The 13,089-nt window shown below is 67.9% G+C and carries 13 protein-coding genes; 8 read left to right on the forward strand and 5 right to left on the reverse strand.

Annotated features, from left to right (window positions below):
• The first annotated feature begins 17 nt into the window (after window positions 1-17).
• On the forward strand, window positions 18-1,166 hold the full coding sequence (locus tag D4766_RS06880) for a serine hydrolase domain-containing protein (protein WP_120716783.1): 1,149 nt from the start codon (window positions 18-20) through the stop codon (window positions 1,164-1,166).
• On the opposite strand, the gene D4766_RS06885 is transcribed toward D4766_RS06880, so the two are convergent.
• From D4766_RS06885 to pdxH, 3 genes are read right to left on the reverse strand one after another with little or no spacing between them, the layout of a single operon-like run.
• Window positions 1,151-1,945, reverse strand: coding sequence for a PhzF family protein (locus D4766_RS06885; protein ID WP_120716784.1), 795 nt, complete (start codon window positions 1,943-1,945; stop codon window positions 1,151-1,153). The two genes, D4766_RS06880 and D4766_RS06885, sit on opposite strands and share 16 nt — an antisense overlap.
• Before the next feature lies 1 nt (window position 1,946).
• Entirely contained in the window at window positions 1,947-2,918 is a 972-nt protein-coding gene (locus tag D4766_RS06890; protein WP_524539509.1) for a cation diffusion facilitator family transporter, read from the reverse strand.
• Window positions 2,891-3,511, reverse strand: a complete 621-nt coding sequence (pdxH, locus tag D4766_RS06895) for a pyridoxamine 5'-phosphate oxidase (RefSeq protein ID WP_234024736.1) — start codon at window positions 3,509-3,511, stop codon at window positions 2,891-2,893. The genes D4766_RS06890 and pdxH overlap by 28 nt, the downstream gene beginning before the upstream one ends.
• Before the next feature lie 174 nt (window positions 3,512-3,685).
• On the opposite strand from pdxH, the gene D4766_RS06900 reads away from it, so the two are divergent.
• The 3 genes from D4766_RS06900 to fabI are packed head-to-tail and all read left to right on the forward strand — an operon-like array spanning window position 3,686 to window position 6,566.
• Entirely contained in the window at window positions 3,686-4,702 is a 1,017-nt protein-coding gene (locus tag D4766_RS06900) for a DnaJ C-terminal domain-containing protein (protein ID WP_120716786.1), read from the forward strand.
• Window positions 4,703-4,725: 23 nt separating this feature from the next.
• Entirely contained in the window at window positions 4,726-5,763 is a 1,038-nt protein-coding gene (locus D4766_RS06905; RefSeq protein WP_120716787.1) for a YihY/virulence factor BrkB family protein, read from the forward strand.
• A complete protein-coding gene (gene fabI / locus D4766_RS06910; protein ID WP_120716788.1) occupies window positions 5,760-6,566 on the forward strand; it encodes an enoyl-ACP reductase FabI in 807 nt (268 codons plus the stop codon). Before D4766_RS06905 ends, fabI begins: the two co-directional genes overlap by 4 nt.
• 1 nt (window position 6,567) lies before the next feature.
• On the opposite strand, the gene D4766_RS06915 is transcribed toward fabI, so the two are convergent.
• Window positions 6,568-8,523, reverse strand: coding sequence for a polysaccharide biosynthesis protein (locus D4766_RS06915; protein ID WP_199798079.1), 1,956 nt, complete (start codon window positions 8,521-8,523; stop codon window positions 6,568-6,570).
• A complete protein-coding gene (locus D4766_RS06920; RefSeq protein ID WP_199798080.1) occupies window positions 8,520-9,140 on the reverse strand; it encodes a sugar transferase in 621 nt (206 codons plus the stop codon). The genes D4766_RS06915 and D4766_RS06920 overlap by 4 nt, the downstream gene beginning before the upstream one ends.
• Between D4766_RS06920 and D4766_RS06925 the strand changes: the two genes are divergently transcribed.
• The 4 genes from D4766_RS06925 to D4766_RS06940 all read left to right on the forward strand — a co-directional run bounded on the left by D4766_RS06925 (window position 9,139) and on the right by D4766_RS06940 (window position 13,050).
• Window positions 9,139-10,011 carry an NAD-dependent epimerase/dehydratase family protein gene (locus tag D4766_RS06925; protein WP_162935694.1) on the forward strand — a complete coding sequence of 291 codons (873 nt, stop codon included), beginning with the start codon at window positions 9,139-9,141 and terminating at the stop codon, window positions 10,009-10,011. The two genes, D4766_RS06920 and D4766_RS06925, sit on opposite strands and share 2 nt — an antisense overlap.
• Window positions 10,012-10,101: 90 nt before the next feature.
• Window positions 10,102-10,983 (forward strand): glucose-1-phosphate thymidylyltransferase RfbA, encoded by an 882-nt coding sequence (gene rfbA / locus D4766_RS06930; protein WP_120716790.1) that lies wholly within the window; start codon window positions 10,102-10,104, stop codon window positions 10,981-10,983.
• Window positions 10,980-11,537: a dTDP-4-dehydrorhamnose 3,5-epimerase gene (gene rfbC / locus D4766_RS06935; RefSeq protein ID WP_120716791.1), complete on the forward strand. Its 558-nt coding sequence runs from the start codon at window positions 10,980-10,982 to the stop codon at window positions 11,535-11,537. Before rfbA ends, rfbC begins: the two co-directional genes overlap by 4 nt.
• Before the next feature lie 115 nt (window positions 11,538-11,652).
• Window positions 11,653-13,050, forward strand: a complete 1,398-nt coding sequence (locus tag D4766_RS06940) for an O-antigen ligase family protein (RefSeq protein ID WP_120716792.1) — start codon at window positions 11,653-11,655, stop codon at window positions 13,048-13,050.
• Window positions 13,051-13,089: the final 39 nt, after the last annotated feature.

A 13,089-nucleotide genomic window follows, 5' to 3' on the forward strand; every position in this document is an offset into this window, starting at 1 on the left:
GATTGCGCGGGCCGTCCATGACCCCTGCCCGTTCCCTTATCGCCGCGCTCGCGCTGCTGCCAGCCCTGTCGCTCCCGCTCGCCGCGTGCGGGTCGCAGGATGCCGCGCCGCCGCCGCTGGACAAGGACGCGCTTGCCGCGGTGAAGGCCGACCCCGGTGCCCCGACCGAACAGCTGGCCCGGGCGATAGACGACCTGTTCCGGCCGGAGGACGCCAGCGGCGCCGCGCTTGGCGAGACGCGCGCGCTCGTCGTCATGCACGGCGGCAGGATCGCCGCGGAACGCTACGCCCCGGGGTACGGTCCGGACACGCGCTTCGTCAGCTGGTCGATGGCCAAGACGATTACCGCGACGATGATCGGCATGCTCGTCGCCGACGGAAAGCTGCGGCTCGACGAGACGCCGCCGATCCCGCGCTGGCAGCGGCCCGGCGATCCGCGCGGCGAGATCACCCTGCGCCAGCTCCTCCAGATGCGCAGCGGCCTGCGGCATACCGAGGCCGGCGAGGTGCCCTACGAATCGAGCGAGGTGCGCATGCTCTTCCTCGACGGGCGCGACGACATGGCGACCTTCGCCGAAAGCCAGCCGCTGGAGGCGGAGCCCGGCGCGAAGTTCGAGTATTCGAGCAATACCACCGTGATCCTGGCCGACGTCGCCGCGCGGGCTTTGACGCGCAGCACCGATCCCGACGCGCGGCGCGCTGCGGTGGCCGACTACCTGCAGGCACGGCTGTTCGGCCCGCTCGGCATGACGTCGATGGTGCCCGAATTTGACCGCGCGGGCACGCTCGTCGGCGGCAGCTTGATGCACGCCACCGCGCGCGACTACGCTCGGTTCGGCGACTTCCTGCGCAATAAGGGATCGTACCGGGGCACCCAGCTCGTCCCGCGCCGCTGGGTCGAGTTCATGACGAGCCCCAGTCCGCGGTCGGGCAACTACGGCGGGCAGACCTGGCTCAACCGCGATCCACCCGAAGGCAACGATCCACTGTTCGCCGCGCGCGGCCCGAAAAGCCTGTTCGCGATGATCGGCCACATGGGCCAGTACGTGCTCGTCGCGCCCGACCGGAAGCTGGTGGTGGTTCGCCTCGGCCATTCCGATGCCGCCGAGCGCCCGCCGATGGTGCAGCAGCTCGCGGATATCGTCGAGCTCTACCCCCCGACGTAGAACGTCCCCTCCACCACGGTCACGCACGGCCCGCCGAGCCACGCCCGGTCGCCGTCGATGCGGCAGGCAAGGTCGCCGCCGCGCTTCGAGGCCTGGTGCGCGGTGAAGCCGTCTCGGCCGAGCCGGGCGGTCCAGAACGGAGTCAGCGCCGCGTGGGCCGAACCGGTGACCGAATCCTCGTCCACCCCGCCGCCCGGCACGAAGACGCGGCTCACGACATCGACCGAATCGCCCGGCGCGGTGCAGATGAACTGGTCGTTCCCGAGCGCGCCGAGACCGCCGAGATCGGGGGCGAGCGCGCGAACCTGCGCTTCGTCCTCGAACAGGTAGATGCCGTAGCGGTCCGGGCTGAGCCACACTTCGACTGGCTGCGCGCCGAGCAACGCGACCGCCTCGGGCCAGTCGGAGCGCTCGGTAGGGATGCATGGAAGCGCAAGCTCGTAGCCCGCACCGCTGCGCCGCACTTCGAGGTTGCCGGCGCGCCGTGTGCGAAACGTCACCCGATCGCCGCCGTGTTCGGTCAGCATCACGTGCCCGCTCGCGAGCGTCGCGTGGCCACACAGGCGCACTTCCTCGGTCGGGGTGAACCAGCGCAGTTCCCAATCGGTCGCGCCGCTCGCGTCGCGGACGAGGAAGGCGGTCTCTGCGAACATGTTCTCCGCCGCGATCGCCTGCAGCGTGGCATCGGGCAGCCAGTCCTCGAGCGGCATGACGGCGGCCTGGTTGCCGGCGAAGGGCCGGTCCGCGAAGGCATCGACGTGCCAGTATTCGATCTTCATCTCACTGGTTCTCCAGCCGCGAGAACTGGTCTTCCTCGACCAGCGGATTGTCGGGTTCGTCGATGTGACCCTCTGGATCGATGTGGATCAGCAGCTCGATCCCCGGAAACCGCCGGCACAGGTCCTTTTCGACCCGTTCGATGATGTCGTGCGCCTGCCCGACGGTGAGGTCGGCCGGCAGGTCGACGTGGAACTGCACGAAGTCGGCCGAACCCGACGACCGCGTGCGCAGGTCGTGAAGGTTCGTAAGCTCGGGATGCTCGGCGGCCGCTGCGACGAACTGCAGGCGCTTGTCCTCGGGCCATTCGCGGTCGAGCAGCTGGTCGATCGCCTCGCTCGCCGCGCGCCACGCGCCGAGAAGCAACCATGCGGCTATGCCGAGGCCGAACAGCGGATCGGCCTTCGAGAACCCGAGGTACTGGTCGAGCACCAGCGCGGCGATGACCGAAAGGTTGAGCAGCAGGTCGGACTGGTAATGGACGTTGTCGGTTCGGATCGCGAGACTGCCGGTGCGCCGGATGACGTGGCGCTGCCAGGCGAGCAGAGCGAAGGTCGCGGCGATGGCGATGGCCGAAACGACGATGCCATCGCCCGCCGCCGCGGTCTGCGTCTCGTCGCCGATGAGCTGAGTTAACGCGCGAAATGCGATCGCTGCGGCCGAGATCGCGATCAGCATAACCTGGAAGATCGCCGCCAGCGCCTCGCCCTTGCCGTGGCCCCAGCGGTGCTCGGCATCGGCGGGCTGGGCGGCCCACCACACGCCCCACAGCGTCGCGAGGCTGGCGACGAGATCGAGCCCGGTATCCGCCAGGCTGCCGAGCATCGCGGTCGAGCCGGTCTTCCACGCCGCCCAGCTCTTCATGACGCCGAGGAACAGCGCCATCGTGATCGAGGCGAGCGCGGCGCTGCGGGTCAGCCGGGCGCGGGCCTCTCGGTTCTCCGGCGTCACGGGTAGAGCAGCGTGCTGGTCCACCCGGCCCCGTCCCGTTCGAAGCGGCGGCGGTCGTGGATCCGGTTGGGCCGGTCGAGCCAGAACTCGATGGCCTGCGGATCGAGCCTGAAGCCCGTCCAATGATCGGGGCGCGGCACTTCGCCCGCGCCCGCGCATGCCTGCTCCAGCTCCTCCACCCGGTCGATGTAGGTCTGCCGATCGGGGAGCGGACGCGACTGGTCGCTCGCCGCGCTGCCGACCTGGCTGACGAAGGCGCGGCTGTGGAAGTAGTCGTCGGCCTGCTCGGGCGTGACCTCGGTCAGCGGGCCCTCGATGCGGATCTGGCGGCGCAGGCTCTTCCAGTGGAACAGCAGCGCGGCGCGGGGGTTGGCGCGGATTTCCCCGCCCTTGCGGCTTTTGGCGTTGGTATAGAACGTGAAGCCGCCCGCGTTTTCGCCGATCGGGCCCCAGTCCTTCAGAAGGACCATCCGCACCGACGGCATTCCGTCCGGCGTGGCGGTGGCAAGCGCCATGGCGTTGGGATCGTTGGGCTCGCTCGCCTTCGCCTCGGCGAACCATTCGCCGAACAGGCCGATCGGGTCGTTGTCGGGCAGGGCGGATTGCGAATCGATCATGCGAATGGTCCCCATGGTCTCACCCGCGTACCATCCGGACGGTCCGGACTCCGGACGAACGGCGGCGTGCGGGCGCCGCGCACGCCCTAGCTCCCGCGTCGGCCCGAGGAAACCCTCGCTTCCTGCGCGGGCATTCTTGCGCCCGAGGGGTGCCTGACCTAGCTAACACGCCAGATGGCTACGAAATCCCCCGATCCCTACGCGATCCTCGGCGTTTCCAAATCGGCGTCCGACAAGGACATCAAGAGCGCCTATCGCAAGCTCGCGAAGGAGCTGCACCCCGACCGCAACAAAGACAATCCGAAGGCGGCGGAGCGGTTCTCGGACGTCACCCGCGCTTACGACCTGCTCTCCGACAGCGCGAAGCGCGCGCAGTTCGACCGCGGCGAGATCGATGGCGAGGGCAATCCGGCGAATCCCTTCGCGGGGATGGGCGGCGGCGGTCCGTTCGGCGGCGGTTTCAACGGCGGCGGCCAGAACCCGTTCGGGGGCGGCGGCGGTTTCCGTCCGGAGGACTTGCGCGGCGGCGGCGCAGGGGGGCCGGACCTCGGCGACCTTTTCGAAGGGCTGTTCGGCGGAGGCGGTGCACGTTCGGCCAGATCGGGCGGCATGGGCGGCTTCGGCGGCGGCGATCCCTTCGGCAGCCAGCAGCGCCGCCCGCCTCCCCCGCAGAAGGGCGCCGACATCGCCTACAAGCTGCGCGTGCCCTTCGTCGACGCCGCCGCGCGCAAGGATCAGCGGATCACCCTGGCCGACGGCAAGACGATCGACCTCAAGCTGCCAGCGGGTGTCGAGGACGGCACCCAGATGCGCCTCAAGGGCAAGGGCCAACAGGGCCCCGGCGGCGCGGGCGATGGCATCGTCACGATCTCGGTCGACAACCACAAATTCTTCCGGCGCGAAGGCGACGACGTGCGGCTCGACCTGCCGATCACGCTCGCCGAGGCGATCCACGGCGGCAAGGTGAAGGTGCCGACGGTCGACGGCGCGGTGATGCTGACGATCAAGCCCGGCACCAGCGGCGGCACGACGATGCGGCTGGGCGGAAAGGGATTCACCCGCAAGGACGGCAAGCGGGGCGACCAGCTCGTCACCCTCGAGATCGCGCTGCCGGCCGACACCGCGGAACTGGAAAAGCGGCTGGAAGGCTGGCAGGACACCTCGAACCCGAGGGCGAGCCTGGGGGTCTGACCGCAGCGATTACCCGGGGGCGCATGACAGACGAGCCGGTTCAGGACCCGCCCCTTCCCGAACCGGAAGAGCGCGCGGTGCTGTCGCTCTCGCCCGAGGAACGCCGCCGCCACGCACTGCAGCATCGCCTGCGAACGCAGGTGGTCAGCAAGGTCGGGCCCGGCACCAAGGCGTGGGAAATCACCAAGCGGGTCGCCGTGGGCGCCTACAACGACGGCTTCATCCACGCCGGCAACCTTGCCTATATGGCGATCCTGGCGATTTTCCCGTTCTTCATTCTGGGCGCTGCCATATTCTCGATCGTGGGCGACGAGAGCGAGCGCGCGGCGACCGTCAACGCGGTCCTCTATGCCCTGCCGCCGATCGTCGGCAACGTGATCGAACCGGTGGCGCGCACCGTGATCGAATCGCGCAGCGGCTGGGTCTTGTGGCTCGGCGGCTTGTTCGGGCTTTGGACCGTGTCGAGCCTCGTCGAGACGATCCGCGACATCCTGCGCCGCGCCTACGGTACCCCGGCGACTCACGCATTCTGGAAGTACCGGCTGTTTTCGGCCGGGATCATTTTCGGCGCGGTCGTGCTCCTGATGCTCAGTCTGCTGGCACAAGTCGTCATCGGCGCCGCGCAGGAGGTGATCGACGCCTACCTGCCGCAGCTGTCGAACGCGATCGGCGAACTGCGCCTGACCCGACTGGTGCCCGCGTTCGGCCTGTTCGGATCGCTTTACCTGTTGTTCTACACCCTGACGCCCAAGGCCTATCGCGACCGGCGCTACCCGAAATGGCCGGGCGCGCTGGCGACCGCGCTGTGGTGGATCGGGGTCACGGTCGCGCTGCCGCCGGCGATCCGCAGCTTCTTCAGCTACGACCTCACGTATGGCAGCCTCGCGGGCATCATGATCGCGCTTTTCTTTTTCTACCTCGTCGGCTTAGGGATGGTCGTCGGAGCCGAGCTCAACGCGGCGCTGGCGGAAACGCCCGAGGAGGCGGAGAACCGCATCGGGCAGGCCGACGACCGGGTACGCCGGGCACACACGGCAAAGGATCAAGAAGGAACGGCATGAGCGGATTAATGGCAGGCAAGCGCGGCCTCATCATGGGCCTCGCCAACGACAAGTCGCTCGCCTGGGGCATCGCGCAGAAGCTGGCCGAACACGGCGCCGAACTGGCGATCTCGTACCAGGGCGCGGTGATGGAAAAGCGGGTGCACCCTCTCGCCGAGCAGCTCGGCTGCGATTTCCTGATCGATTGCGACGTCGCCGACATGGCCAACCTCGATGCCGCTTTCGAGACGCTGGCGGCCCGCTGGCCGACGATCGACTTCGTGGTCCACGCGATCGGTTTCACCAACAAGGAAGCGCTGCGCGGCCAGTACTTCGACGTCACGCTCGACGATTTCCTGATGACCATGAACATCAGCGTCTACAGCTTCACCGCAGTCGCCAAGCGGGCGGCGAAAATGATGGGCGAAGGTGGCAGCTTGCTCACGCTGAGCTACTACGGCGCGGAAAAGGTCATTCCGCACTACAACGTGATGGGCGTGGCGAAGTCGGCGCTGGAGACGAGCGTCAAGTACCTCGCCAACGACGTCGGGCCGCAGGGCATCCGGGTGAACGCGATCAGCGCCGGCCCGATCAAGACGCTCGCGGCGAGCGGGATCGGCGATTTCCGCCTGATCCTCAAGTGGAACGAATACAACGCGCCCCTGCGCCGCAACGTGACGATCGAAGACGTCGGCGGCGCCGCGCTGTACCTCCTGTCGGATCTCGCAAGCGGGGTCAGCGGCGAAACGCACCACGTCGACGCGGGCTACCACACCATCGGGATGAAGCAGGAAGACGCGCCGGACATCGCGCTCGACCGCTAGGTCAGCCGTTAGCGGCCGCGTCGCGATCGTGCACCAGCGTCAGGTCCACGCCGCGCCCACTCGGGCGATATCCGGCAACCAGATGGGCGAGCAGGTCGCGCGCAGCCGCCGCGTCGCCGGTCGCGACCGCCCGCTCCATCGCGGCGATGTGCACCTTGAGCTCGGACCAGGGCAGCATGTCCTCGTTCGCCCGTACGATGCGCGGATGATCCGACGGATGCCCGCCGTCGCCGATCAGCAGTTCTTCGTAGAGCTTCTCGCCGGGCCGTAGTCCCGTGAACGCGATCTCGATATCGCCGTCGGGATTCGCCTCGTCGCAGACGGTCAGCCCCGACAGCTCGATCATATTGCGCGCCAGGTCGACGATCTTCACCGATTCGCCCATGTCGAGCAGGAACACGTCGCCCCCATGCGCCATGCCGCCCGCCTGCAGCACCAGCTGCGCGGCCTCGGGCACGGTCATGAAGTAGCGCGTGACCTCCGGATGGGTGATGGTGATCGGGCCGCCGGCCGCGATCTGCTTGCGGAACAGCGGGATGACCGACCCGCTCGACCCCAGCACGTTGCCGAAGCGGACCATCGAGAAGACCATTTCGGGATACTCGGCCTGCAGCGCCTGGAGGACCATTTCGGCCAGCCGCTTGGTCGCGCCCATCACGTTGGTCGGGCGGACCGCCTTGTCGGTGGAGATGAGCAGGAACCGCTCGACCTTGGCCGCATGCGCCTCGCGCGCGAGGGTGAAGGTACCGAACACGTTGTTGCGGATGCCCTCGATCACGTTCTGCTCGACCAAGGGCACGTGCTTGTAGGCGGCGGCATGGATCACCAGCGACGGATGCCACGCCGCCAGCACCTCGCGCATGCGGCGGGCGTCTACAACCGATGCGAGTAGGGGAACGAGAACGGTAGCGTTTTCGCCTACGTCCTCCGGCGCCATCTCCGCGAGAATCCCGGTCAGTTCCTGGTTGATCGCATAAAGATTGTATTCGGAATGATCGACGAGCAGCAGCGCGGTCGGCTCCAACTTAACGATCTGGCGGCACAGCTCGCTGCCGATCGACCCGCCTGCCCCCGATACCATCACCACCTTGCCGCTGACGTTGCGGCGCAGCAGCGCGTCGTCGGGTGGGATGGAGGCCCGGCCGAGCAAATCCTCGATGTCGAGTTCGCGCAAGTCCCCGACCGAGATCGAGCCCTTCGCGATGTCGGTGAAGCTAGGCAGCGTGCGGACGTGGACCGGCAAACCGCGCAGCGATTCGAGGATCTCGACCCTCCGCCGGCGCGAGGCCGAGGGAATGGCCAGCAAGATGTCGTCGAGCCCGCGCTGCGCGATCAGGCGCTCCATCCGCCCCGGCGGGATGATCGGCAGGCCGCGCAGGGTCGAGTTCCACAGCACCGGATCGTCGTCGACGAAGGCGACGGTCTGCATCGAGCGCGAGGCGGAGATGGCCCCGGCCAACTCCAGACCCGCACTGCCCGCGCCGTAGATCGCGACGCGGCGCGCGCCTTCCTGCCGCCAGCGCGTGGCGTAGTTCTCCGCGAAAGCGACCCGCGCGGCGAGGCGCATGCCGCTTACCATGAGAGCCAGGAGGATCGGCTGGATGAGACCGATCGTGCGCGGCACGTTGGTGACGCCGACCAGCGTGTAGACTGCCGCGAATGGCACCGTGTAAACCGCGACCGCGCGGAAGATCGAAACCAGCGCCTCGGGCCCCGAATGGCGGAAGATCGCGCGGTAGAGTCCGAAGGTGACGAAGATCGGCAGGGCCAGCGCGACCGACACTACCATGGGGTGAAACGGGCCTTGATGCAAAGGGGGGAAGAACCCCACTCGCAGATAGAATGCGAGCCACACCGCCAGCACGCACATCGCGACATCGCCGACAAGCGCGATCGCGCGCTTCACCACGCGCGGGATCGACAGCACCGCGTCGGAGAAACCCTGCCATCTGTTCACGGCCGTGTCCCTTTCGCCGCTGCGGCATCGCCCCGGCCGCCTCCGGCAAAGGTGTGCCACAACGTAGGCCAGTCACCGACAGGTCGTTGGGCCGAATAGTATTCCGCTTCCACTGCCGCGAGCCGTTCGGGGTCCGACATGTCGATCCCGGCGAGTTGCGCGGCTCCGGTCACTCCCGGCCGGATCGCGTACAGCCCAAGCCGTTCGCGCGCGTCTACCAGCACGGTTTGCGACGGCAGGCACGGCCGCGGCCCCACCAGGCTCATGTCGCCCCGGATAACGTTGATGAGCTGCGGCAGTTCGTCGAGCTTGAGCCTACGCAGGATGGCGCCGAGACGCGTGATCGAAGCGGTGCCGATCTCGTGCGATGCCCCGTGCGCGGTATCCGCGCCCATCGTGCGCAATTTATACATCGGAAAAGGACGCTGACCGCGCCCGACGCGAGTCTGAACGAAGAGCGGCGAGCCGGCGCTTTCCAGCCTGATCGCCACGAGCAAGACGACGCACGGCAGGAACACCGCGAGCGCAAGCGGCAGTGCGATGGCGAGATCGAACGCCCGCTGGAAGGGTGCGGCCCGGATTGACATGGCGCCGCCCATTAGCTTCAGCGGCGGCATGTCACAAGCGAATGGCGGCAGCCCTATCATACTCGTCGGCGGGGCGAGCCGCGCCGCGCGCGCTCTTGCGGCCAGGCTGTGCGCGCCGGTCGTGCCGGTGGTGCGATCCGCCGCCGGACTGGCCGGAGAGCATGTGGTGGAAGCCTTCGATCATGGTCCGGGCGACCTTGCGCTGGCCGGGGCCATCGTCGTCAATTGCGCCGGCACCCCATTCGGAAGTGCCGAGGAACTCGATCGGGCCAACCGCGCCGTACCGGTCGCATGGGCGGGTGCAGCCGCTCAACGCGGTGCGGCCCGGTTCGTCCAGTTATCGTCGTTCTCGGTCTACGGACCGGCGGAGCATATAACCGACGACACCCCCCTTTCCCCTTCGAGCGACTACGGCCGATCGAAATTGGCGGCCGAAAGGGCTCTTGCGAAGGAAATGCCCGCCGACCGCCTCACGATTCTGAGAGTGCCGATCCTCGTCGGTGGCGGGAACGACAAGCTCGCGCAGCTCGTCGCGTTGGCCAAACGAACGGGGATCGTCCCCGCTGCGCCATGGGCGACCCCCCGCTCGATGCTGAGTTACGACGCGCTGGCAGCAACCATCATCGCACTGGTGAAGGACGGTGCGTCCGGCACCGTCAGCGCTGCCGACCCGCAGCCTTTCGATCCCGAACTCCTCGCCGCTCGCGCCCGCATGGCTGGTCGCAGCCTGCGCATCGTCCGCGTGCCGCGCCCCGCCCTCTCGCTAGCGCGCGGGTTTGCCCCCGGCGTGTACGCCAGCCTGTTCCGCCCCAACCTTCTGTCTCCCGAGAAGAATGCAATCCCGCCTGGCGAGGACTTCGAACGCCTCCCGCAAGTCGTCGATCGCTATCTGGCGGAGTAAACGGCGGCGACCGCCGGGTTGTCCTTTGGACGTGCGCCACCTAAAGCGCCCCCGCCCGGCGATGCGGGCGGACAATATGGTCGTTTGCACGTGAAGGGTATAGTTTTGGCCGGGGGCAGCGGCACGCGGCTCTATCCGGCGACTCTCAGCATCTCCAAGCAGTTGCTGCCGGTCTACGACAAGCCGATGATCTATTATCCGCTGTCGGTGCTGATGCTGGCCGGCATCCGCGAAATCCTCGTCATCAGCACTCCGCGCGACGTGCCGATGTTCCGCGAACTGCTGGGCGACGGCAGCGATTTCGGCATTTCGCTCGAATACGCGGTCCAGCCCCAGCCCAACGGGCTTGCCGAAGCGTTCGTCATCGGCGCCGACTTCGTGCGCGGCGGGCCGAGCGCGCTGATCCTGGGCGACAACATCTATCACGGCGAGAAGATGGGCGACAAATGCGCCGCTGCCGCTGCCGAAGCCGCGAAGGGCGGGGCCAACGTCTTCGCATATCACGTGGACGATCCCGAACGCTACGGCGTCGCGGAGTTCGATCCGGCGACGGGCAAGGCCATCTCGATCGAGGAAAAACCGGCCAACCCGCGCAGCAACTGGGCGGTGACGGGACTCTATTTCTACGATGCCGACGTGGTCGACATTGCGAAGTCGATCAAGCCGTCGCATCGCGGCGAGCTCGAGATCACCGACGTCAACCGCACCTATCTGGAGCGGGGCGACCTCCACATCACCCGGCTGGGGCGCGGTTACGCCTGGCTCGACACCGGCACCCACGACAGCCTGCACGAAGCGTCGAGCTTCGTGCGCACGATCGAGCACCGGACCGGCATCAAGATCGCCTGCCCGGAAGAGGTCGCGCTGGAACAGGGCTGGCTCGATGCCGAAGGCGTGCTGCGCCGCGCCGCCGCGCTCGGCAAGACGGGCTACGCCGACTACTTGAAAAAGCTCGCCGGGGCGCGCGCATGACCGATTTCCGCCCGACCGAAATCGACGCCGTCGTCGAGGTCGTCCCGCCCCGCTACGGCGACAACCGCGGGTGGTTTTCCGAAGTCTACAAGCGCACCGCATTCGCCGATGCCGGAATCGAGATCGACTGGGTGCAGGACAACCAGTCGTTCTCCGCCCCCGTCGGCACCGTGCGCGGGCTGCATTTCCAGGTGCCGCCGGTCGCGCAGGACAAGCTCGTGCGCGTGCTGGCCGGATCGATCTTCGACGTGGCGGTCGACCTGCGCCGCAGTTCGACGACTTATGGCAAATGGGTCGGGCGCACCCTGACTGCCGAGGAGGGCAACCAACTGCTCGTGCCGATCGGATTCGCGCACTGCTTCATGACGCTCGAGCCCGACACGCAGGTTCTCTACAAAGTGAGCGCACCCTGGTCGAAGGAGCACGAGGGCGCGATCCGCTGGGACGATCCGGCGATCGACATCGACTGGCCCGACACCGGCCATGCGCCGACCCTGTCCGACAAGGACCGCGAAGCACCTCTCCTGGCCGAATTCGACAGTCCGTTCGAGTAACGGCACCGTTCGTCGGGGGCCGTCGCGCCCCGCCGGGGGGTTGCCTGCCGGGTCCCGCACGACTAGAGCGCGCGCTGTTTCAGGACGCCGACCCGAGGCGACGCTACACACACCCATGAACCTGCGCTTCCTTTCCTCTTCCAAGAGCAGCATCGACTTCAAGGTGCTCGCGGTCTTTCTAGCCGTCGTCTTCCTGCTGGGCGGCGGCGCGCGGGCCGACATTGCGAGTCTGGTGCTGTTGCGTCCGCTTTCGGTCGTGCTGGCGGGTTGGTGGATCCTCCGGCTCGACCGGGCTGCCCTGTCGCGCCATCGCTGGTTCCTCCTGTTTGCGGGGGTCACCTTCGGCCTGTTGCTGCTCCACATGATCCCGCTGCCTCCATCGCTCTGGCAGTCTTTGCCGCAGCGCGATCTCGTCGAGCGGATCGACGCAGCGGTCGGTCTGGGCGAGGTCTGGCGTCCGCTGACGCTCGCCCCCGACGCTGCGCGCAACGCGCTGTGGTCGCTGTTCGTGCCGTTCGCGGTGGGCCTCGGCATGCTGCGGCTCGACGGGCGGGAGCGGCGCACGATGCTGGCGGTGGTGCTGGGGCTGGGCGCGATGTCGCTGGCTCTGTCGCTGCTGCAGGTATTCGCGCCGTCTGCATCTGTGCTGTGGTTCTACCGCGTCACCAACAACGGCTCTCCGGTCGGCCTGTTCGCCAACCGCAACCATGCCGCCGTATTCCTCGCCGCCTTGCTGCCGCTGGCGACCGCCTGGGCGATGCAGCAGGGCGACGAGAAGCGCGCGGTCCTGAAGCGCACCGCGCTGGTGGTGGCGGTGGTGCTCGTGGGGCTGGTCGAGCTCGTCTCGGGCTCGCGGGCCGGCATCGTCGCCTACGGCGCCGCGATCCTTGCATCGGTTCTCCTGCTGCCCACCGAATGGAAGCCGGCGCGCCGCCGGGCGAAGGCACCGCCCGCCTTCCTCGGTCGGCCGCGGCGCAGCGCCCTCATCGCGGTCGTCGCGTTCGGCGCGCTCCTGGTCGCGCTGCTCCTGCTGCTCGGCGGACAGGCAACTGCTCTCAGCCGCCTGTTCGACAGCGGTACCGGCGATTTCCGGCCCATGTTCTGGCGGCGGACTACCGCCATGATCGGCGAGTACTTTCCGCTGGGTTCGGGCTCGGCATCGTTCGTCGAGGCGTACCGGGCCGGCGAACTGCCCGGCGATGTGATGCGCTCCTACGCCAACCACGCGCACAACGACTACCTCGAGATCGCGCTGACGCTGGGCATACCCGGTATCCTCCTGGTCGCGGCCATCCTTGCCTTCATCGTGTTTCGCCTGCTCGCCGCGTGGCGCATTGCTCCCGTTCCGGGAAGCAACGTGCGCCTCGCTCGTGCCGCCGGCGCGGCGCTGGTGATATTCGCCGGCGCAAGCATCGTCGACTACCCGCTGCGCGTCCCCTCGCTCTCCGCGTTCGCCGTAGTCGCCCTGTTCTGGCTGGTTTCGCCGCGGTCGGCGGGCCGGGACAGTTCATGAACGGTTTAAAACTCCTATGGTTTTCCGGCCGCTCCTCGT

This window comes from Tsuneonella amylolytica (assembly GCF_003626915.1).
GTDB classification, from domain to species: Bacteria; Pseudomonadota; Alphaproteobacteria; order Sphingomonadales; family Sphingomonadaceae; genus Tsuneonella; species Tsuneonella amylolytica.